This window comes from Streptomyces sp. NPDC058985 (genome assembly GCF_042740985.1).
Classification (GTDB): domain Bacteria; phylum Actinomycetota; class Actinomycetes; order Streptomycetales; family Streptomycetaceae; genus Streptomyces.
Genome location: NZ_JBHYJX010000003.1, coordinates 1 through 21,984, shown reverse-complemented (window position 1 = coordinate 21,984; position 21,984 = coordinate 1). Strand labels below are relative to the sequence as shown.

The 21,984-nt window shown below is 72.7% G+C and carries 16 protein-coding genes; 4 read left to right on the top strand and 12 right to left on the bottom strand.

The genetic code is table 11. The annotated features are described in order from the left end of the window. Nucleotides 1–103 precede the first annotated feature (103 nt). The 5 genes from ACFW01_RS03155 to ACFW01_RS03135 form a co-directional block, all read right to left on the bottom strand. Complete coding sequence (locus ACFW01_RS03155) at nucleotides 104–901, bottom strand: N-formylglutamate amidohydrolase (RefSeq protein WP_384502248.1); 798 nt, start codon at nucleotides 899–901, stop codon at nucleotides 104–106. Between the two features lie 85 nt (nucleotides 902–986). Beyond that, complete coding sequence (locus tag ACFW01_RS03150; protein ID WP_384502247.1) at nucleotides 987–3,206, bottom strand: NADP-dependent isocitrate dehydrogenase; 2,220 nt, start codon at nucleotides 3,204–3,206, stop codon at nucleotides 987–989. A gap of 37 nt (nucleotides 3,207–3,243) precedes the next feature. Next, the gene (locus ACFW01_RS03145) at nucleotides 3,244–4,386 is read right to left on the bottom strand and encodes a mechanosensitive ion channel family protein (RefSeq protein WP_234960487.1); all 1,143 of its coding nucleotides are present in this window, start codon (nucleotides 4,384–4,386) and stop codon (nucleotides 3,244–3,246) included. A gap of 226 nt (nucleotides 4,387–4,612) precedes the next feature. Beyond that, on the bottom strand, nucleotides 4,613–6,157 hold the full coding sequence (locus ACFW01_RS03140; protein WP_384502246.1) for an amino acid permease: 1,545 nt from the start codon (nucleotides 6,155–6,157) through the stop codon (nucleotides 4,613–4,615). 32 nt (nucleotides 6,158–6,189) lie between these two features. After that, on the bottom strand, nucleotides 6,190–7,191 hold the full coding sequence (locus tag ACFW01_RS03135) for a hypothetical protein (protein WP_384502342.1): 1,002 nt from the start codon (nucleotides 7,189–7,191) through the stop codon (nucleotides 6,190–6,192). A 274-nt stretch (nucleotides 7,192–7,465) separates the two neighbouring features. On the opposite strand from ACFW01_RS03135, the gene ACFW01_RS03130 reads away from it, so the two are divergent. The 3 genes from ACFW01_RS03130 (at nucleotide 7,466) to ACFW01_RS03120 (ending at nucleotide 11,664) form a co-directional block, all read left to right on the top strand. Beyond that, entirely contained in the window at nucleotides 7,466–8,905 is a 1,440-nt protein-coding gene (locus tag ACFW01_RS03130; protein ID WP_384502245.1) for an FGGY family carbohydrate kinase, read from the top strand. A 132-nt stretch (nucleotides 8,906–9,037) separates the two neighbouring features. Continuing rightward, complete coding sequence (locus ACFW01_RS03125) at nucleotides 9,038–10,444, top strand: FAD-dependent oxidoreductase (protein WP_384502244.1); 1,407 nt, start codon at nucleotides 9,038–9,040, stop codon at nucleotides 10,442–10,444. After that, nucleotides 10,441–11,664: an NAD(P)/FAD-dependent oxidoreductase gene (locus ACFW01_RS03120; protein ID WP_384502243.1), complete on the top strand. Its 1,224-nt coding sequence runs from the start codon at nucleotides 10,441–10,443 to the stop codon at nucleotides 11,662–11,664. Before ACFW01_RS03125 ends, ACFW01_RS03120 begins: the two co-directional genes overlap by 4 nt. A gap of 28 nt (nucleotides 11,665–11,692) precedes the next feature. Here ACFW01_RS03120 and ACFW01_RS03115 read toward each other — a convergent pair whose 3' ends face one another. Further along, nucleotides 11,693–12,592, bottom strand: a complete 900-nt coding sequence (locus tag ACFW01_RS03115; RefSeq protein ID WP_384502341.1) for a lysylphosphatidylglycerol synthase domain-containing protein — start codon at nucleotides 12,590–12,592, stop codon at nucleotides 11,693–11,695. 213 nt (nucleotides 12,593–12,805) lie between these two features. Here ACFW01_RS03115 and ACFW01_RS03110 point away from each other — a divergent pair, with 213 nt between their 5' ends. Next, entirely contained in the window at nucleotides 12,806–14,680 is a 1,875-nt protein-coding gene (locus ACFW01_RS03110) for an ABC transporter ATP-binding protein (RefSeq protein WP_384502340.1), read from the top strand. A 24-nt stretch (nucleotides 14,681–14,704) separates the two neighbouring features. Here the strand turns inward: ACFW01_RS03110 and ACFW01_RS03105 are convergent, their stop codons facing one another. The 6 genes from ACFW01_RS03105 to ACFW01_RS03080 form a co-directional block, all read right to left on the bottom strand. Further along, nucleotides 14,705–16,486, bottom strand: coding sequence for a SpoIIE family protein phosphatase (locus ACFW01_RS03105; protein ID WP_234960495.1), 1,782 nt, complete (start codon nucleotides 16,484–16,486; stop codon nucleotides 14,705–14,707). Nucleotides 16,487–16,601: 115 nt separating this feature from the next. Then, nucleotides 16,602–18,206 (bottom strand): glycoside hydrolase family 13 protein, encoded by a 1,605-nt coding sequence (locus tag ACFW01_RS03100; RefSeq protein ID WP_234960496.1) that lies wholly within the window; start codon nucleotides 18,204–18,206, stop codon nucleotides 16,602–16,604. A 130-nt stretch (nucleotides 18,207–18,336) separates the two neighbouring features. Continuing rightward, the gene (locus ACFW01_RS03095) at nucleotides 18,337–19,212 is read right to left on the bottom strand and encodes a carbohydrate ABC transporter permease (RefSeq protein WP_234960498.1); all 876 of its coding nucleotides are present in this window, start codon (nucleotides 19,210–19,212) and stop codon (nucleotides 18,337–18,339) included. Between the two features lie 17 nt (nucleotides 19,213–19,229). Continuing rightward, nucleotides 19,230–20,189 carry a carbohydrate ABC transporter permease gene (locus ACFW01_RS03090; RefSeq protein WP_384502242.1) on the bottom strand — a complete coding sequence of 320 codons (960 nt, stop codon included), beginning with the start codon at nucleotides 20,187–20,189 and terminating at the stop codon, nucleotides 19,230–19,232. A gap of 67 nt (nucleotides 20,190–20,256) precedes the next feature. Then, a complete protein-coding gene (locus ACFW01_RS03085) occupies nucleotides 20,257–21,672 on the bottom strand; it encodes an extracellular solute-binding protein (protein ID WP_384502241.1) in 1,416 nt (471 codons plus the stop codon). A 151-nt stretch (nucleotides 21,673–21,823) separates the two neighbouring features. After that, nucleotides 21,824–21,984: substrate-binding domain-containing protein (locus ACFW01_RS03080; RefSeq protein ID WP_361644561.1), on the bottom strand; the 161-nt coding region annotated here is incomplete at its 5' end.

The following is a 21,984-nucleotide window of genomic DNA, read 5'->3' as shown; positions in this document are numbered from 1 at the left end:
GGGTCCGTGTGCTCGGGCCGGTCGGCGAAGGTGGACGCCCCCACCCTCGCCGCGCGCCCGGAAGGCCCTCGCGTGGGCGTGCACCGGCCGGGGGCGCCGGCGGTCAGGCGGACACGGCGTCGACCAGCGCCGTCAGGGACTCCGCGAGGCGGGACAAACCGGGCCCGGCCGGGCCGCCGGGCTCGGTCATGTAGGTGTCCCGGCGGATCTCCACCATCAGCGCGCGGACCTCGTGCCGCCGCCCGTAGAAGTCCAGCGGCACGTACGTCCCCCCGAAGGGGCTGTCCAGGCCCGTCTCCCCGCACGGCTCGAACGCCGCCCGGGCCGCCGCGAGCAGCCCGGGCGGGGTGTGGAAGGAGTCGGTGCCGAGGCAGACCGCCGGGCGCGGGCCCGCGCCGTGCAGCTCGTAGGGGAGCGGCTCGGTGGGGTAGGAGTGCACGTCGACGACCACGGCCCGCCCGGTCGCCGCCAGCCGGTCGGCGACCGCCTCGGTCATCGCCCGCGCGTACGGCCGGAAGTAGCGTTCGACCAGCGGCCCGGGGTCGGTGCCGGCGGCGCGCAGCACCTCGCGGTGCGAGGTCCGCGTGTACACGGCGCCCATGCCGACGGCGGCCATCTCCTCCCGTTCGTCCGGGAACCGCTCCGGGTCGACGACCAGCCGCGACGTCCGGTTCACGAACCGCCAGGGCGTGAGGGCGGCCAGCTCGGCGGCCCGCTCGGCGATCTCGGCGGTGTGTGCGTCGGTCATGTGGTCCAGCTCCCGCTCCAGCGCGGCGTCCGTGAGCACGATGCCGGTGCGGACGTCGGCGGGGATCTCACGGGAGGAATGCGGCACGTGGAGGATCACGGGGGACCCGGGAGCGCCGGGCAGCAGCTCGAAGGCGGGCGGGGCGTCGGTCACGGGGCGGCTCCGGGGGCTCGGACGGCACAGACGGACACCCCGCCTCCGCGGGTACGGAGACGGGGTGCCGGGGGACGGATGAGGATCAGGCGAGGGACGCCAGCGCCTCGTTCCAGGTGGCCGACGGGCGCATGACCGTGGCGGCCTTGGCCGGGTCGGGCTGGTAGTAGCCGCCGATCTCGGCGGGCTTGCCCTGGACGGCGTTCAGCTCGTCGACGATCTTCTGCTCGGCGGCGGTGAGCGTCTCGGCGAGCGGGGCGAAGGCCTTGGCCAGGTCCGCGTCGTCGGTCTGCTTGGCCAGCTCCTGCGCCCAGTACAGGGACAGGAAGAAGTGGCTGCCGCGGTTGTCGATGCCGCCGACGCGACGGGTCGGGGACTTGTCCTCGTTGAGGAACGTCGCCGTGGCGCGGTCGAGGGCGTCGGCGAGGACCCGGGCCTTGGTGTTGCCGGTCGTCTCGGCGTACTGCTCCAGGGACGGCACCAGGGCGAAGAACTCGCCGAGGGAGTCCCAGCGCAGGTAGTCCTCCTTGACCAGCTGCTGCACGTGCTTCGGGGCCGAGCCGCCGGCACCGGTCTCGAAGAGGCCGCCGCCCGCCATCAGCGGGACGACCGACAGCATCTTGGCGCTGGTGCCCAGCTCCAGGATCGGGAAGAGGTCGGTCAGGTAGTCGCGCAGCACGTTGCCGGTGACCGAGATGGTGTTCTCGCCGCGGCGGATGCGCTCCACCGACAGCTTGGTCGCCTCGACCGGGGAGAGGATCCTGATGTCCAGGCCCTCGGTGTCGTGCTCCGGCAGGTACTGCTTCACCTTGGCGATCAGGTTGGCGTCGTGGGCGCGGCCCTCGTCCAGCCAGAAGACGGCCGGGTCGCCGGTGGCACGGGCGCGGGTGACGGCCAGCTTCACCCAGTCGCGGATCGGGGCGTCCTTGGTCTGGCAGGCGCGGAAGATGTCACCGGCGGAGACCGTCTGCTCCAGCACGGCGTTGCCGTCGGCGCCGACCAGGCGGACCGTGCCCGTGGTGGGGATCTCGAAGGTCTTGTCGTGGCTGCCGTACTCCTCGGCCTTCTGCGCCATGAGGCCGACGTTCGGGACCGAGCCCATGGTGGAGGGGTCGTAGGCGCCGTTGGCGCGGCAGTCGTCGATGACCGCCTGGTACACGCCGGCGTAGGAGGAGTCCGGGATGACGGCGAGGGCGTCGTGCTCCTGGCCGTCCGCGCCCCACATGTGGCCCGAGGTGCGGATCATGGCCGGCATGGACGCGTCGATGATGACGTCCGAGGGCACGTGCAGGTTGGTGATGCCCTTGTCGGAGTCGACCATGGCCAGCTCCGGGCCCTCGGCCAGCTCGGCGTCGAAGGAGGCCTTGATCTCGGCGCCCTCGGGCAGGGACTCCAGGCCCTTGTAGATGCCGCCCAGGCCGTCGTTCGGGGTGAGGCCGGCCGCGGCGAGCTTGTCGGCGTACTTCGCGAAGGTCTTCGGGAAGAAGGCGCGGACCACGTGGCCGAAGATGATCGGGTCGGAGACCTTCATCATCGTGGCCTTCAGGTGCACCGAGTACAGGATGCCCTCGGCCTTGGCGCGGGCGACCTGCGCGGTCAGGAACTCGCGCAGCGCGGCGACGCGCAGCACGGAGGCGTCGACGACCTCGTCCTTCTTCACGGGTACCGACTCGCGCAGCACCGTGGTGGTGCCGTCGTCGCCGACCAGCTCGATCCGCAGCGCGCCGTCCTCGGCGATCACCACGGACTTCTCGGTGGAGCGGAAGTCGTTCTCGCCCATGGTCGCGACATTGGTCTTGGAGTCGCCGGTCCAGGCGCCCATGCGGTGCGGGTGGGTCTTGGCGTAGTTCTTCACCGAGGCCGGGGCGCGGCGGTCGGAGTTGCCCTCGCGCAGGACCGGGTTGACCGCGGAGCCCTTGACCTTGTCGTAGCGGGCGCGGATGTCGCGCTCCTCGTCGGTCTTCGGGTCGTCCGGGTAGGCCGGCAGCGCGTAGCCCTGGCCCTGGAGCTCGGCGATCGCGGCCTTGAGCTGCGGGATGGACGCCGAGATGTTCGGCAGCTTGACGATGTTGGCGGCGGGCGTCTTGGCCAGCTCACCGAGTTCCGCGAGGGCGTCCGGGATGCGCTGGTCCTCGGCCAGGTACTCCGGGAAGACGGCGATGATGCGGCCGGCCAGCGAGATGTCGCGGGTCTCGACGGCGACACCCGCCTGCGAGGCGTACGCCCGGATCACCGGCAGGAACGAATACGTCGCCAGGGCCGGGGCCTCGTCAGTGTGTGTGTAGATGATGGTCGAGTCAGTCACCGGGTGCTCCGCTCCACGTCTGCAACATTGCTCGACATCAAGATATCTCGTGCTCGGCGTCGACTCGACTGGGGTTCGACGGGAGATTCCGGACGAATCCGGCGTGCGGGGCGTCGTCGGGCTCTCTCGTCCGCTGCTGCGGGAACACCACGGCCCCCTGCTGGAGCGCGACCGTCCGGGCGGGCGACGGGATGCGGATGCCCTCCGTCCGGTAGCGCCGGTGCAGGCGCTTGATGAACTCGTGCTTGATCCGGTACTGGTCGCTGAACTCGCCGACACCGAGGATGACCGTCATGCCGATGCGCGAGTCGCCGAAGGTGTGGAAACGCACCGCGGGCTCGTGTTCGGGCACCGCGCCGGTGATCTCCGCCATCACCTCGGCGACCACCTCGATCGTCACCCGCTCCACGTGTTCCAGGTCACTGTCGTAGGAGACACCGACCTGGACCAGGATGGTCAGCCGCTGCTCGGGACGCATGAAGTTGGTCATGTTGGACTGCGCGAGCTGCCCGTTCGGGATCACGACCAGGTTGTTGGACAGGTCGCGGACCGTGGTCTGGCGCCAGTTGATGTCCTCGACGTACCCCTCCTCGCCGCTGCTGAGCTGGATGTAGTCACCCGGCTGCACGGTCTTCGAGGCCAGGATGTGAATACCCGCGAAGAGGTTGGCCAGCGTGTCCTGGAGGGCCAGCGCGACCGCCAGACCACCCACGCCCAGCGCGGTGAGCAGCGGCGCGATGGAGATGCCCAGCGTCTGCAGCATCACCAGGAAGCCGATGGCCAGCACCAGGATCCGGGTGATGTTGACGAAGATCGTGGCCGACCCGGCCACCCCGGAACGGGACGTCGTCACCGACCGCACCAGACCGGCGACCAGCCGCGCCGCCGTCACCGTCGCCACGAAGATCAGCAGGACCGTCAGCACCTGGTTGACATTGTGCTGCACTGTCTTCGTCAGCGGAAGCGCCGCCGCCGCGCCGGCCGCACCGGCGGAGACCGCCGCCCACGGCGCCATCGTGCGCAGCGCGGCCACGATGACGTCGTCGCCGCCCCAGCGGGTGCGCCCCGCGTGGCCGGCCAGCCAGCGCAGCAGCATCCGCAGCAGGAACGCCCCCAGCAGGCCCGACCCCAGCGCGATGCCCGCGGGCACCAGGTGGTCCATGGTCAGGTCACCGGTCACCGGCCACCTCCACGGGGCTCGGCCGCGGCGAAGTTCCCCGCCGACGGCCGGATGTGAGTTCGCGTCACGTCGTCACCTGCTCGATCACTCGATGGCTACTGGATTCCGGGATGTTCCGGGATGTGCGCCCGCGCCGGTCGCAAGGCAGTTCGACCGGCATCGGGGGCTCATCCTGCCGTATCCCGGGCGGTGTTCCGTACCGCGCCCAGGGGAGCGGAGAGACGTTTCAGACGATCCCCTCGGCGAGTTCCGCCTGGTCACGGTCGTCGCCGTACGCCGCGGTCGTCGGAGTGCCGTACGACCGACGGGCGACGAACCACCACACCGTGGCCAAAACCAGTACGACGACCAGGGCGACGGCCGCGTAGTTCATCGTGTCGACCGTCACCGGCGACGACTGGGGGAGGCAGAACAGCACGGTGACGAACGCCACCCACACCACCGCGACCCAGCCCACCGGCCTGCTCCACCGGCCCAGGTTCCACGGCCCCGGCGTGAACCGGTCGCCCGCCCGCAGCCGCAGCAGCACCGGGATGGCGTACGCCGGAGTGATGCCGATGACGTTGATCGCGGTCACCGCGCCGTACGCCGTCGCCGAGTACAGGGACGGCACGGCCAGCAGACCGGCCACCACCACCGACAGCCACACCGCGGCCACCGGCGTCTGGGTGCGCGCGGAGACCTTGCGCCACAGGGCCGAGCCGGGCAGGGCGCCGTCCCGGCTGAACGCGAACACCATGCGGCTGGCGGCGGCCACCTCGGCGTTGCCGCAGAACAGCTGCGCCACGATCACCACGAGCAGCAGCACGCTCGCGCCGTCCGTGCCCAGGGCGTCCAGGAGGATCTGCGCGGGCGGCACCCCGGTCGCCGTGTTCCGCGTGGCCGCGTAGTCCTGGATCGCGAACGTCAGTCCGGCCAGCAGCACGAAGCCCGCCAGCCACGACACCCAGATGGCCCGCACGATGCCGCGCGCCGCCGACACCGAGGCGTTCGACGTCTCCTCGGACAGATGGGCCGAGGCGTCGTAGCCGGAGAACGTGTACTGCGCCAGCAGCAGCCCGATCGCCGCCACGTACAGCGGGTTCTCCCAGCCGGTGTCGTTGACGAACTCGGTGAAGACGAAGGACGGCGACTGGTGGTGGTCGGGGACGATCACCAGCGCGCCGACGATGAGCGCCACACCGGCCAGGTGCCACCACACGCTGACCGAGTTGAGGACACTGACCAGCCGCACGCCGAAGAGGTTGAGGGTGGCGTGCAGCATCAGGATCACGACGAAGATCAGCATCGTCTTCTCCGGCGTCGGCTCGAAGCCCCACTGGAGGTTGAGGAACGCACCCGTGAACAGGGCCGCCCCGTAGTCGATACCGGCGATCGCGCCGAGCAGCCCCAGCAGGTTCAGCCAGCCCGTGTACCAGCCCCAGCGGCGCCCGCCGAGCCGGTCGGCCATGTAGTACAGCGCGCCGGACGTCGGATACGCGCTGGTGACCTCGGCCAGAGCCATCCCGACGCAGAGCACGAACAGGCCGACGCCCGCCCAGCCCCACAGCATCACGGCGGGGCCGCCGGTGCCCATGCCGAAGCCGTACAGGGTCATGCAGCCGGACAGGATCGAGATCACCGAGAAGCTGATCGCGAAGTTGCCGAAGCCGCCCATGCGGCGGGCCAGCACGGGCCGGTAGCCGAGTTCGCGCAGGCGCTGCTCCTCGTCGGTCGCGGCGCCGGACGCGGCGCGCGGCCCCGGGACGGACGGTTCGGAAGGGCGGGACATACGAAACCTCCGGAACGGAAGGGTGTGGGGGGTCAGGATGGGCGGCCACCGCCGTGGGCGGCCGAGCGGCTGCGCGCCCGGGCCTGGAGGAAGACCTCCACCGCCCGCCGGGAGGAGCCCGTCCCCGGTGCCCGGCAGGCCCAGGGCTGCGGCGTCCAGTAGGGGCCGAGCGCCTCGAACACCCGGTCCGCCTCCGAGAACCGCAGGGCGCCCCACAGGGCGTGCGCCAGGTGGTTCATGTCCAGCTGGGACCGCTCCTCGTGGGGGGTGAGGGCGAACCAGGAGTGGTACGCCTGCCGCGCCTCCCGGGTGGCGTCCTCCGCGACCCAGTGCAGGTCGAGGGCGGCCTCCCGCGCGGCCGAACGCCGGTAGCGCTCCACCCGCACGTACAGCGGCAGCACGTGCAGCGCGGAGCCGGGCGGCGCCGACCCCGCCGCCCACTGCGCGAACCCCGCCGCCTGCGCGAGCCGTTCGGAGCCGCCCCGCGGGTACAGGAACTGGAGCATGCGGTGGTGCGCCTCGCGGTTGTACGGGTCCCGCTTGCCGGCCTGCGCGAGCAGCCCCCACGGCCCCGCCGGCAGCATGGGCTCCGGCGGTGCCATCCGGTGCTCGTCCCAGCGCTGCTCCTCGTCCAGCCGGGCCAGCGCCAGCAGGCACACCCACGGCACCGGGTCGTACGGCGCCGCACGGGTCGCCGCGTCGCAGGCGTGCCAGGCCTGGAGCCACAGTTCCCGCGTGCGCGGGTGGTCCTCGCGGTGCGCCCGCAGCGCGCGCTCCACGACGACCCGGGCGTGCATCACCGCGGCCGGCACACTGTGCGGCTCCTCGGTGAGCCAGGCCCGCACGACGTCGGTACCGGCGGCGGACGCGGCCAGCACCTGGGTGCGCTGCGTCCACCGCGACCAGGACGTGGTCTCGTCGAGCAGGGCGCGCATCGACATCCAGCGTCCGGCCCGCAGCTCCTGGAGGGCGGAGCGCAGCCCGGTGTCGTGGCCCGCGGGGTCGTAGGCGGGCTGCGCCCCGTCCCTGGCCATCATGCGCCCGCTGCCGGGAGCGGTACGGGCGGGACGGCAGCGTGGCGTGACAAACAGCCCTCCCCTGGGCGGCGGTGAAGCGGTCGTGCGGTCGGCGGACACTATAGAGGCGGAGGTTCCGCCTCTGATCGGTTTCGGCACAGCCGTGCAAATCGACTTTCAGCAGGGCGAATTGACGCCTCACCAGTCACTCTTGACGCGGGTCCGCGCCCGGCGGCAGGCTGGCCCGCAGTGATCGCCGAGGCCGTCGGCGGGGGAGGCGGGAAGGGACGCGATGACCGGTGCGGTGCTCGCCGTCGACCAGGGGACGTCCGGCACCAAGGCTCTGGTGATCTGCCCCGAACGCGGCGTCGTCGGCACCGGCTTCGCCGAGGTCCGCCCCCGCCACCTGCCGGGCGGCCTGGTCGAGGTGGACCCGGAGGAGCTGTACGGCTCGGTGGTCGACGCCGGCCATCAGGCCCTCGCCGAGGCGGGACGGCCCGTCACCGCGCTGGGCCTGGCCAACCAGGGCGAGACCGTACTCGCCTGGGACTCGGACACCGGCCGCCCGCTCACCCGCGCCCTGGTCTGGCAGGACCGCAGGGCCGCACCGATCTGCACCGAACTCTCACCCCGGGCCGACGAGTTGCGCCGCCTGACCGGCCTGCCGCTCGACCCGTACTTCGCCGCGCCGAAAATGGCCTGGATCCGACGCCACCTCACCCGGGACGGCCGGATCTCCACGTCCGACAGCTGGCTGATCCACCGGCTCACCGGCGCCCACGTCACCGACGCCGCGACCGCCTCCCGCACCCAGCTCCTCGACCTCGACCGCGCCGACTGGTCGCCCCGCGCCCTGGAGCTGTACGGCCTGTCCGACGAGCCGCTTCCGGACGTCGTCGACAACGCCGCCCCGGTCGGCACGACCAGCGCCTTCGGACCCGAACTCCCGCTCACCGGACTCGCCGTCGACCAGCAGGCGGCCCTGCTCGCCCAGCGCGTCACCGAGCCCGGAACCGCCAAGTGCACCTACGGCACCGGCGCGTTCCTCCTCGCCCACACCGGCGACACACCCCGACGGGGCGCCTCGGGCCTGGCCGGCTGCGTCGCCTGGCGGCTGGGCGGTCGCACCGAGTACTGCCTGGACGGACAGGTGTACACGGCCGCCTCCGCCGTGCGCTGGCTCACCGGCCTCGGCGTCATCACCGGCGCCGCCGACCTCGACCCCGTCGGCGCCACCGTGCCGGACAGCGGTGGCGTCACCTTCGTCCCCGCGCTGGCCGGCCTCGCCGCCCCCTGGTGGCGCGGCGACCTGCGCGGCTCGCTCACCGGTCTCGGCCTGGACACCGCCCCCGGCCACCTGGTGCGCGCCCTGTGCGAGGGCATCGCCGCGCAGGTCGCCGAACTGGCCGACGCGGCCGCCGGCGACCTCGGCACCCCCCTGAAGGTGCTGCGCGTCGACGGCGGACTCACCCGCTCGGCGCTCCTCATGCAGACCCAGGCCGACCTGCTGCAACTGCCCGTGGAGGTGTCCGCCCTGCCGGACGCCACCGCGCTCGGCGTGGGAGCGCTGGCCCGCCTCGGCGCGGACCCGGCCCTGACGCTCGCCTCCGCACTGCCCGCCACCGGCCCGACCACCGTCTACGAGCCCCGCGTCACCGCCGACGAGGCCGCCTCCCGCCGCGCGCGTTTCCGCAGGGCGGTCGACGTGCTGCTGGCCGGGGGGCCGGCATGAGGGGCATCGGGGTGGGTGCCGGGGGCGGGGTGCGCCGGGGAAGCTCCTGCGGACTCGTCCGCGTCACCGCGGTCGGCCTGACGTTCGCCGGGAACTCCGCGTGACGGGCGCCCGTACCGGACGGAGTTCCGCATGACGACCGTCACCGTCTCCGGCGCGCTGCCCGAGGACCCGTACGACGTGGTGATCGTCGGTGCCGGAGTGGTCGGGTGCGCGATCGCGCGTCGGCTCGCGCACCATCCGGAGCTGCGTGTCGCGCTCGTCGAGGCGCGCGACGACGTCGGACAGGGCACCTCCAAGGCCAACACCGCCATCCTGCACACCGGCTTCGACGCCGTGCCCGGCTCCCTGGAGGCCCGGCTCGTACGCACCGGTTCCCGTGAACTCGCCGCTTACGCCGCCGAGTCCGGCATCCCCGTCGAGCCCGTGGGCGCGCTGCTCGTCGCCTGGGACGAGGAACAGCTCGCCGCCCTGCCCCGCCTCGCCGAGAAGGCCGAGCGCAACGAGTACCACGACACCCGCGTCCTCGGCCCCGCCGACCTCTACGCCCGCGAACCCCACCTCGGACCCGGCGCGCTCGGCGCCCTGCACGTGCCCGGCGAGAGCGTCATCTGCCCGTGGACGACCACCCTGGCCTACGCCACCCAGTCGGTCCGGGCCGGCGTCCACCTGCACCTCGAGGCGCCCGTCGCACACGCCGGACACCACGACGGCGTCCACCACCTGACCACCCCGCGCGGCACCGTGCGCGCCCGCCGCCTCGTCAACGCCGCCGGACTGCACGCCGACACCCTCGACCGGCAACTCGGCCACGACGACTTCACCGTCACCCCGCGCCGGGGCCAGCTCATCGTCCACGACACGTTCGCCCGCACACTCGTCCGGCACATCCTCCTGCCCGTCCCCACCGCGCTCGGCAAGGGCGTCCTGGTCGCCCCCACCGTGCACGGCAACGTCCTGCTCGGGCCCACCGCCGAGGACCTCGACGACAAGGGCGCCACCGAGTCCACCGCCGAGGGCCTGCGCCGACTGCGCGAGCAGGGCCGCCGCATCCTCCCCGCGCTGCTGGACGAGGAGGTCACCGCCGTCTACGCCGGCCTGCGCGCCGCGACCGAGCACGACGACTACCGGATCACCGCCCACCCCGCCCAGGGCTGCGTCACCGTCGGCGGCATCCGCTCCACCGGCCTCACCGCCTCCCTGGCCGTCGCCGAGCACGTCACCGGCCTCCTCGTCGAAACCGGACTCGACCTCGGTCCGCGACGCCCCCCGGCGCCGGTCCGCATGCCCTCCCTCGGCGAGACCCGCCCGCGCCCCCACCAGCGGCCCGACCTGGTCGCCGCCGACCCGGAGTACGGCGTCCTCGTCTGCCACTGCGAGCGCGTCTCCCGGGGCGAGATCCGCGACGCGCTCGCCAGTACGATCCCGCCCCGCGGCCTCGACGGACTGCGCCGCCGCACCCGCGCCCGGGCGGGCCGCTGCCAGGGCTTCTACTGCGGGGCCGCGGTCCGGGAACTGTTCGAGGAGGTACGGCGATGACGCGTGAGGTCGACGTCCTGGTGGTGGGGGCGGGCCCCGCCGGACTCTTGGCCGCGGCCCGGCTCGCGACGACCGGCGCGCGCGTCGAGGTCCTGGAGCGCGAACGGTGGCCCGGGGGAGCGCCGGCCCACTGCGCGCACCGCGGCTTCGGCACCTGGCCGCACACGCGGACCGGCCCCGCCCACGCCCGGCTGCTCGCCGACGCGGCGGTCCGCGCGGGCGCGGACGTACGGACCGGCGTCACCGCCCTCGACTGGGCGGGCCCCCGCACCCTCGCCACCGTCGGACCAGGGGGCGCAGAGACCATCGCCGCCCGGGCCGTGCTCCTCGCCACCGGCGCCCGCGAACGCCCGCGCGCCGCCCGCCTCGTCCCCGGCACCCGCCCCGCCGGCGTGTACACCACCGGCGAACTCCAGCGGGCCGTGCACCACTACGGGCAGCACATCGGCGACCGCGCGGTGATCGTCGGCGCGGAAGCCGTCTCGCACGCCGCTGCCGGCACCGTACGCGCCGCCGGAGCCGAGGTGGTGGCACTGCTCACGGAGCTGCCCCGGGCCCCCGCCCGCCCCGCGACGACCCTGAACACCCGGCTGCGGCACCGCACTCCGGTCCTCACCGGCACCACGGTCACCGAACTCCTCGGCCACGGACGCCTGTCGGGCGTGCGGGTCCGCCACCGCGACGGCCGCACGGTCACCCTCCGCTGCGACACCGTCGTGTTCACCGGCGACTTCGTCCCCGAGCACGAACTCGCCCGGCGCGGCGCGCTCACCCTCGACCCCGGCACCGGCGGCCCCGCCGTGGACGGCGCCCTGCGGACCACCCGCCCCGGTGTCTTCGCCGCCGGCAGCGTGCTGCACGCCGTCGAGAGCGCCGCCACCGCGGCCCGAGAAGGCGCCCACGCCGCGACCGCCGTACACCACCGGCTCGGCACACCCGCGCCGGACGACCGGCCCGCCGCCGTCCCCCTCCTCGCCGGACCACCCCTGCTCCGCGTCACCCCGAACCGCGTCACCCCCGCCGACCGCCTCCCCTACCTCCTGCGCACCGCGATCCCCCTGACCCGCCCCGTCCTGTACGTCACCCAGGACGGCCGCCCGCTGCACCGCGCCCGCCTCCCGCTCACCACCGCCGTCCCGCACCGCCCGCTGACCCTGACGGCCCGCTGGACGCACCGCGTCGACCCCGGCGGCGGACCGGTACGCGTCACCGTCGCCTGACCGGCCGCCCGGGGCGGTCCGGCAGCCCTCAGATCACCCGCATCCGCACCAGCGCGGCCAGCGTCAACGCCCCCGGCAGCAGCGGCAGCCAGACCGTCAGGAGCCGGAACGCCAGCACCACCGCCGTGGCCACCGCCGCCGGACCGCCCGCCGCCACCAGCGCCACGACCAGCGCGGCCTCGACCGAGCCGATACCGCCCGGCGTCGGCACCAGCGCCACCGCGACGGTCGCCGCCAGATACGCCAACGCCATGTGCCCGACCGGCACCGGCAGCCCCAGCGACAGGCCCACCAGGACCAGCGCGGACGCCTGCAGCGCGGGGAACGCGAGCGCGCCGCCCCACAGCGCCACCGCCCGCGCCGGGAGACAGTGCACCGAGCGGGCCTCACCGAGCGCCGTCCGCAGGAACGAGACCACCGCCCCGCGCAGCCGCGGCACCAGCACGAGCACCCCCGCCGCCACCACCGGCACCGCACCCGCGACCGCCAGCAGCGGCCCCACCGCCCCCTCGGGCAGCAGCGTGCCGAGCCGCAGCGCGCCGGGGAACAGGAGGAACAGCACGCCCAGCAGGACGAGCCGGCCCACGCTCTCCGCCAGCAGATACAGGGCGAGAGCCGCCGAGGACCGCGCCAGCGGCAGCCCGCACACCGCCATGAACCGCAGGTTGACCGCGCTCGCGCCCAGGCCTGTCGGCAGCAGGTGGTTGGCCGCGCCCGCCGCGAACTGCGCGGCCAGCAACCGGCGTCGGGGCAGCCGTTCCACCACCGCGCCCTGCCGGGTGCAGGCGGCGGCCACCCAGGTCAGACAGGTCGCACCGGCCGCCGCCAGCAGCCACGGCCAGCGGGCCGTGGCGAGATGACCGAAGCCCTCGGCGAGCACCGACCGGTGCCGCACCGCGACCACGGTGACCAGCAGCAACGGAAGCACGCACAGGATCCGGCGGACCGGCACCCGGCGCAGGAGCGGCTTCTCGGGGAGACGGGGGAGGCGTGGAAGTCGTACCGCTGTCGTCACACCACAAGACATTCCCCCAGCCGCGCCAACTACGGATGACCGACGCGCGGACGACGGCTTACGGACCGCGGGCGGCACCGCCTTGACCTCAAGGTCGCTTGAGGTTCTACCGTCCTTCGCATGAGCATGGAGACCACAGCCTGGACCCAACTGCAGAGCGTCATGAACGCCGAGCAGGAGAGCCGTCCCCTCGCCCGCGCCACGCTGCGCCGCATCGGCGCCTTCGCCCGCCCGCACCGCACCCGCATCGTCCGGTTCGTGCTCCTCGGGGTGGTGACCGCACTCCTCGCCGTCGCCACCCCCGTCCTGGCCGGACGCGTCGTGAACGCGATCGTGTCGGGCGGCGACGAGGGCAGGGTCGTCCGCCTCGCCCTGCTCATCGCCCTCATCGCGGTCGCCGAGGCGGTGCTCGGCATCCTCTCCCGCAGGATCTCGGCGACGCTGGGGGAGGGGCTCATCCTCGATCTGCGCACGGCCGTGTTCGATCATGTGCAGCGCATGCCGGTCGCGTTCTTCACACGTACTCGTACGGGCGCGCTGGTCTCCCGGCTCAACAACGACGTCATCGGCGCCCAGCGCGCCTTCAGCAACACGCTGTCCGGCGTCGTCAGCAACCTCGTCACCCTCGTGCTCACCCTCGCCGTGATGCTCACCCTGTCCTGGCAGATCACCCTGCTCGCCCTCGCGCTGCTCCCGGTGTTCGTGCTCCCCGCCCGGCGGATGGGCCGCCGCATGGCCCGCATGCAGCGCGAGGCAGCCGCCCTCAACGCCGCGATGGGCACCCGGATGACCGAGCGGTTCTCGGCACCCGGCGCCACCCTGATCAAACTCTTCGGCCGCCCCGAGGACGAGTCCGCCGAATTCGCCGACCGGGCCCGCCGCGTCGCCGACATCGGCGTGCGCACCGCCACCGCCCAGGCGGCCTTCATCACCGCGCTCACCCTCGTCTCCGCCCTGGCCCTCGCCCTCGTCTACGGCCTCGGTGGCTTCCTCGCCCTGCGCGGCAGCCTGGACCCCGGCGCCGTCGTCGCCCTGGCCCTGCTGCTCACCCGTCTTTACGCGCCGCTCACCGCGCTCGCCGGGGCCCGCGTGGAGGTCATGAGCGCCCTCGTCAGCTTCGAGCGGGTCTTCGAGGTGCTGGACCTGACCCCGCTCATCGACGAGAAGACCGACGCCCGCCCGGTCCCCGACGGCCCGGTCGCCGTCGAGTTCGACGACGTCCGCTTCGGCTACCCGGCCGCCGACAAAGTCTCCCTCGCCTCCCTGGAAGAGGTCGCCTCCCTGGACACCCGCGGCGGCGAAGAGGTCCTGCACGGCCTCTCCTTCCGCGCCGAACCCGGACAGACCATCGCCCTCGTCGGCTCCTCCGGCGCCGGCAAGTCCACCATCGCCGCACTGCTGCCGCGCCTGTACGACACCGACAGCGGCACCGTGCGCGTCGGCGGCGTCGACGTCCGCGACGTGAGCGCCCGGTCGCTGCGCGACACCGTCGGCATGGTCACCCAGGACGGCCACCTCTTCCACGACACGGTCCGCGCCAACCTCCTGCTGGCCCGCCCCGGGGCGAGCGACACCGAACTGTGGGACGCGCTGCGCCGCGCCCGCCTGACCGACCTCGTCCGCTCCCTGCCCGACGGCCTCGACACCGTGGTCGGCGAGCGCGGCTACCGGCTCTCCGGCGGCGAACGCCAGCGCATGACCATCGCCCGGCTGCTCCTCGCCCGCCAGCGCGTCGTCATCCTCGACGAGGCCACCGCCCACCTCGACAACACCTCCGAGGCGGCCGTCCAGGAGGCCCTCACCGAAGCCCTGGCGGACAGGACCGCCCTGGTGATCGCGCACCGGCTGTCCACCGTCCGCGCGGCCGACCGGATCCTGGTCGTCGAGGCCGGCCGCATCGTGGAGAGCGGCACCCACGACGAACTCCTGGCCGCCCAGGGCCGCTACGCCCAGCTGCACTGCACCCAGTTCGCCCGCCGGACGATGGACAAGGCCGCGTAGCCGCCAGGGCCTGTCCGGCAGGCCCTACCGCGGGCCGGACACCCCGGCCCGCACCGGCAGGTCCTGCTCGGCCCAGACCACCTTGCCGTCGGGGGTGCGGCACGAACCCCAGCGCCGGCACAGCATGTTGATCAGCTGCAGACCCCGCCCGCTCTCGTCGCTCACGTCCGCGTGCTGGATCTGCGGCAGGTCGGGGCCGGAGTCGGAGACCTCCACCGACAGCCGCTCGTGCCGCAGCAGCCGCAGCTCACCCGGGGCGTTCCCGTACCGCAGGGCGTTGCCGACCAACTCGCTGACCACCAGCTCCGTCGTGTCGACCAGATCCTCCAGACCCCACCGCTCCAACTGCTCGCGCACCGCCGCACGGGCCTGGCCGGCGGCCTTGCCGTCCGGCGGCAGCGGGCGCACGTACACGTCGCACTCCGGACCGAGCGGAAGGGCGAGGGCCGCCAGGACGATCGCGTCGTCCGACCGGTCACCGCCGATCCGCTCGGCGACCGCCCGGCATTCGGTGCCGTCGGCGGGCAGGCCCTCGCCGACCGCCAGGCGCAGCCGCTCCAACTGCGTGCCCAGATCGGCCGTCCGCGAGCGGACCAGCCCGTCCGTGAACAGCGTCAGCCGACTCCGCTCGGGCACCCGCCGCTCGACCACGTCGTACGGGATCACCCCCGCCCCCAGCGGTGCCCCCGCGGGCACCTCCAGGAACGCGGAGACACCGTCGGGCCCGGTCAGCAGCGGCGGCGGGTGACCGGCGCTGGAGACGCGGAACGTACCGCCGTACGGGTCGTACACCGCGCACAGACAGGTGGCGACCTGGTCCTCCTCCAGGTCGCGGGCGGCCAGGTCGAGGCGGGCCAGCAGCCGCTCGGGCGCTATGTCCAGCGCCATCAGGGTCCGGGCCACCGTGCGCAGCCGCCCCATGGTCGCGGCGGCGGCCAGACCACGTCCCATCACATCGCCCACCATCAGGGCGGTACGTCCGCTGGGCAGCGCGACCACGTCGAACCAGTCGCCGCCCACCGCGGCCGGGTCCGTCGCCGGGTCGTAGCACGAGGTCACGTCGAGCCCGGGAGTGCTCGGGCTCGACCGGGGGAGCAGGGCCCGCTGCAGCGTCACCACGTGCTCGCGCTCGCGCCCGTAGAGCCGGGCGTTGTCGATGTACACGGCGGCCTTGGACGCCAGCTCCATGGCCAGGGCCACGTCGGTCCGGCTGAACGGCGCCCGGTGGCCGGCCCGTACGAAGTCTGCGAGCCCCAGCAGCACCCCGCGGGCGATCAGCGGCACCGCCAGGTAGGAGTGGACGCCCGCCCGGCGCATGATGTCCGACGACTCGCGCGAGGGCGCGATCACGGCGAAGTCCGCCCGTGTCATGCGGGTCACCAGCACCGGCCGGCGGGTGGTGAGGCACCGCTGCCCCAGCCGGTCGGCGGTGTGCACCGACAGCTCGCCCACGGGATCGGGCGCGAGGTCCAGTCCCTCGACCTCCGACACCGCCATGGCCCTGAGCCGCGGCGCGTCCCCTCCGGAGACCCGGTCGCCCTCCTGGAACCGCAGTACCGAGTCCAGCAGGTCCACCGCGGCGCCGTCGGCCAGCTCCGGCACGGTGAAGCCGGCCAGCTCCTCCGCCGTCCGCCGTACGTCGAGCGTGGTGCCGATGCTCAGGTCCGCCGCGTTCAGCCAGGCCAGCCGGCGTCGCGCGCCCAGCGCCTCCGTCATCGACCGCAGCGCCCCCCGCGCCGCCCGGTGCCCGCTCACGAGGGGGTTCGGGGGGCGGCGCACCCCGCTCAGCCACGGTCGCTCCCGCACGCCTCGCCTCCTCCCACGGCCTCCTGCCCCGATTCTGCCTCGCCGCGGGGCGAGGGGCGACGGCGAGGTCCCGATCGGCGGGGGAGCGCCGACCGGGGAACCGGACCGGGGCGGCTCAGCCGCGCAGCCACACCGCCGTGTCGGCGGGCAGCCGGCCGTCCTCGGCCAGCGGCCGGCTGGCGAGCAGCAGGGAGCGGTGCGCGGGCAGCTCGACCGGCGCGGCCGACAGATTGACCACGCACACCAGACCGCCGGGGCGACGGAACGCGAGGACCCCGTCGGGGGCGGGCAGCCAGTCCAGCGGACCGTCACCGAAGCCCTCGGTGGAGCGCCGCAGCCGCAGCGCCTCGCGGTAGAGCGACAGCATCGACCCCGGATCGGCGGCCTGCCGGTCCGCCGCGTACCGCGCCCAGCCCTCCGGCTGCGGCAGCCAGGGCTCGGTCTCGGAGCCGAAACCGCAGTACGGGGCGTCGGCCGCCCAGGGCAGCGGCACCCGGCAGCCGTCCCGGCCCGGATCGGTGCCCCCGGAGCGGAAGTGCATCGGGTCCTGGATGCTCCCGCGCGGGACGTCGGCCTCGGGCAGGCCCAGTTCCTCCCCCTGGTACACGTAGACGGAGCCCGGCAGGGCCAGCGTGAGCAGGGCGGCCGCGCGGGCGCGCCGGGTGCCGAGGGCCGGGTCGGTCGGCGTCCCGAACGCCTTCTTCGCGAAGTCGAAACCGGTGTCCTCGCGGCCGTACCGGGTCACCGTCCGGGTCACGTCGTGATTGCACAGCACCCAGGTGGCGGGGGCGCCGACCGGAGCGTGCTCGGCCAGCGTGTCGTCGATGGTGCGCCGCAGCCGCCCCGCGTCCCAGGGGCAGGACAGGAAGTTGAAGTTGAAGGCCGTGTGCAGTTCGTCGGGCCGCAGATAGCGCGCGAAGCGCTCGGCGTCGGGCAGCCACACCTCGCCCACGAAGACGCCCCCGTACGCGTCGGCGACGGTCCGCCAGGAGCGGTAGATGTCGTGCAGCTCGTCCTGGTCGATGTACGGGTGCGGGTCGACGCCCTCCACGAAGTCCGCCAGCGCGGGGTCCTTGGCCAGCAGCGCGGCGGAGTCGATGCGGACACCCGCCACCCCGCGCTCGAACCAGAACCGCAGGATCTCCTCGTGCTCCCGGCGTACCTCCGGATGGGCCCAGTTGAGGTCGGGCTGCTCCGGCGTGAACAGGTGCAGGTACCACTCGCCGTCCGGCACCCGGGTCCAGGTGCGGCCGGAGAACTGGGAGGGCCAGTCGTTGGGCGGCAGTTCACCGTTCTCGCCCCGGCCCGGCCGGAAGTGGAACCGCTCCCGCTCCGCGCTGCCCGGACCGGCGGCCAGCGCCGCCCGGAACCAGGCGTGCTGGTCGGAGACGTGGTTGGGGACGATGTCGACGATGGTGCGGATGCCCATCTCCCGTGCCTCGGCGATGAGTTTCTCGGCCTCGCCGAGGGTGCCGAAGGCCGGGTCGATGGTGCGGTAGTCGGCGACGTCGTAGCCGCCGTCGACGAGCGGGGAGACGTACCAGGGCGTGAACCAGACGGCGTCGACCCCGAGTTCGGCGAGGTAGGGCAGTCGCGCCCGGACGCCCGCGAGGTCACCGGTGCCGTCGCCGTCGCCGTCGGCGAAACTGCGGGGGTACACCTGGTAGATGACGGCGTCGCGCCACCAGTCTGCGGTGCGGTGCGAGGTGGGGGCTGCCACGTGACGGTCCTTTCGGGCAGGGTGGATCTTCGCCGCCGGCCCGGACAGTGCGGGGCGTCGGACGGGCCGGCGGCGAAGGTTGACGGGACGAGCCGGCGGGCGGAAGAGGAGGAGGGCGGGGCGCGGTGCCTCAGCCCTTGAGCCCTCCGGCGGTGAGTCCGCTCATGATGTTGCGCTGGAAGATCAGGAAGATGATGAGCGTGGGCAGCGAGGCCATGGTCAGCGCGGCGATCAGCACGTTGACGGGCACACCGTTGGACAGCGAGTAGATCCCCACGTTCAAGGTCTGCCTGGCCGGGTCGGGCAGGGTCAGCATGGGCCAGAGGAAGTCCTTCCAGACGCCCACGATCGCGAAGATGGACACCACGCCGAGGATCGGCCGCGAGATCGGCAGGACGATCGACCGCAGGGTGCGCATCGGGGAGGCGCCGTCCATCGAGGCGGCGTCGAGCAGCTCCCTGGGGATCGAGTCGAAGAACCGCTTCAGCAGGAAGATGTTGAAGGCGTTGGTCACCGAGGGCAGCCAGATCGCCCACGGTGTGTTCAGCAGGTTGCGCTCGAAGACTGGCACGTCGAGCACCGTCAGGTACTGCGGCACGACCAGGACGGTCGCCGGGATCATCAGCGTCGCCAGCATCATGCCGAGGATGGCCTTGCCGAAGACCGGCCGGAGCTTGGACAGCGAGTAGGCCGCCGCCACGTCGAGCACCAGCTGGAAGGCGAGCGCGCCGAACGCGTAGTACAGGGTGTTCCCCAGCAGGCCGGCCAGGTCCATGACGTTCCAGGCCTGCGTGTAGTTGTCCGGTTCGAAGGACTCGGGGACCAGCGTCGGCGGGGTCCGGACGACCTCCTGGGTGTCCTTGAACCCGCTGGAGACCATCCAGTACATGGGGCCCAGGAAGACCACGGTGAACAGCGTGATCACACCGCCGAACGACACCCAGTAGAGGACCTTGCCGCGGGGCCGGGCGAGCTGGGCCGGCGAGATGAGCGTGCGTGTGGACATCGGTGGATTCCCCCGGCCTACTCGTCCTCGGCGCGGTTGAGCTTCACGTACGCCGCCGAGAAACCGGCCAGCAGTACGAGGAGCAGCAGGCCGAGGGCCGCCGCGGCGCCGTAGTTGTTGAAGTTGAAGGCGTACTGGTAGATGAGGTAGACGACGGTGGTGGTCGAGCCCTCGGGCCCGGCCCCGCCGGTGAGCAGGAAGGGCTCCACGAAGACCTGCATGGTCGCGATGATCTGCATCAGCAGCATCAGCGAGAGGATGAGCCGCGTCTGCGGGATCGTCACGTGCCAGACCTTGCGCAGCAGTCCGGCCCCGTCCAGCTCCGCCGCCTCGTACAGCTCCCCCGGGATGCCCTGGAGCGCGGCGAGGTAGATGAGCGCCGCGCCGCCCATGTTCATCCACGTCGACGCGATGACCACGGACAGCATCGAGAGGTCGGGGTCCTGGAGCCACTGCTGCTCGGGCAGCCCCACGGAGCCGAGCAGTTCGTTGAGCAGTCCGTAACCGGGGTCGTACAGGTACTTGAAGAGCAGGACCGCGGCGACCGGCGGGAGCATCACCGGCAGGTAGACCAGCAGCCGCAGGTACCCCTTGCCGTGCCTGAGTTCGTTGATGACGAGCGCGACGACGAACGGCACCGCGAAGCCGAGGACCAGGGCCAGCACGGTGAACAGCAGCGTGTTGCGCCACGCCTGCCAGAAGGCCGGGTCGTTGAAGACCGTTCGCAGGTTGTCCAGGCCGACCCAGGAGACCTCGCCCTGGTCCGTCTTCTGGAAGGCGAGGAGGAACTCCCGGACCATCGGGTACCAGGAGAAGAACGCGAAGCAGAGGACCGCTCCGATCAGGAAGCCGTGCGCGGTGAGGTTGCGCTTAAGGCTCCTGCCGAAGGACCCGCCGCTCGGGGGCGGGCCGTCCACCGGCGGCTGGGCGTGGCGGGCTCTCGCCGCCTTGCTCGGGGTCAGGCTGGGGGCCGACATCGTCGCTCCTTGGGACTGATCTCATGGGCCCCGGGGGGCGGTGCGGCCCGCCCCCCGAGGGAGCCGGTCACTGCGTGGCCAGAACCTGGTCGACCTGCTTCTCCGCGCTGGAGAGCAGCTTGTCGATGTCGGCGTCCTTGTTGGTGAGGATGCCGGACATCACGTTGTCCAGGACCTTGTAGACCTCCTGCGCCTTCGGCGGCTCGGCCATGCCCGGCACCGGGTTGTCCATGAACGCCTTGAAGTTCTCGACCGGCATCGTGGCGTGCTCGATGCGGGCCGCGTCGTCCTTCTTCTTCGACTCGTTCAGCCAGAAGTTGGGCTGCGGGAGGCCGACCGGGAGCTTGTCGGCCTTCTTGCGGGCCCAGTCGAACTGCCCCTTGCCAACGGTCAGGTTCTCGAAGTTCAGCCAGGCGACGGCCGCCTTGACCTTGTCGGCGGAGATCCCCTTCTTGATCATGTAGCTGTTGCCGCCGGCCAGGGTGTTCTTCTCGCCCGGGATCGGGCCCATACCGAAGTTCTCGTAGTCCGCGCCGAGTTGCTGGACCATGTAGGTGATGTCGTCCGGCGCGGCGAGGAACATGCCGAGCTTGTCGGTGGCGATCTGCTTCTGGAGGTCGCCCCACTTGAGCAGCTGGGTCTTGCCCATGCTCTCGTCCTCCCACCGCATGGCGTGGAGGTTCTCGGCGACCTGCTTGCCCGTCTCGTTGTTGAACGCCGCCTTCTTGCCGCTCTCGTCGACGACCTGGGCGCCACGGCTGTACATCTGGGCGGTGAAGTGCCAGCCACCGGTGTTGCCCGCGCTGTACTCGCCGAAGCCGGCGATGCCGTCGCCCAGACCGGCGATCTTCTTGGCGGCGGTGCGGACCTCGTCCCAGGTGCGCGGCGGGTTGTCCGGGTCGAGCCCGGCCTGCTCGAAGAGCTTGCGGTTGATCAGCAGGCCCATCGTGTAGTTGCTGGTGGGCAGGCCGTAGAGCTTGTTCTCGTGCTTGAGCGAGCCCAGGACGTTCGGGTCGATGTCCTTGAGGGCGGGGACGGTCTTGTCGTTGACGTACGCCGTGATGTCCTCGGCGCCGTCGTTGTCCAGCACCTGCGGCAGGTCGGTGAAGTAGGTGTAGAAGACGTCGGGCTGCGACTTGGCCTTGAGCATCGCGGTGAAGCGCGGCGGCTCCAGGCACTGGCCGGGGGTGGAGCGGCCCTCGATGGTGACGTTGGGGTAGGTCTTGTTGAACTCCTTGACGTCCTCCTTCCACTCCTTCAGCTCGGCCGCCTTCGCCGTCGGCGGCATGCAGTCGATGGTGATCGTGACCTTGGTCTTCGGGTCCAGCGGAGCAGCCGGGTCGGAGGACCCGCTGCCGCTTTCGGAACCGCCGCCGTCGTCACTGCTGCTCGTGCCGCAGGCGGCCAGAGCGGTCAGGGTGAGAGCGGAGACGAGCGTGATGGCGCCGGCACGGCGAGTACGGCGGAACCGAGCACTTCTCATGGGTGGTCCCCTTCGGGCATGAACGTGGAAGGCGCCCCACCGCCGATGCGTTGTGGGGCGCCGCTCACTCAACCACCGCGAACAAGTGAACGCAATATCTCGCGCTGATTTCGTAATTGCTTGACAGTCGACCGAAGAACTTGAGGATCCGCTACCGGGCCCCCACCTGCGCGGTGGAGCCCCGAACCACGAGTTCCGGTTCGAACAGCAGCTCCCTGTGCGGGACTTCGGTGCCTTGGATCTGGGCGCAGAGGAGGTCGACGGCGGCGCGTCCCATGGCTTCGATGGGTTGGCGGACGGTGGTGAGGGGTG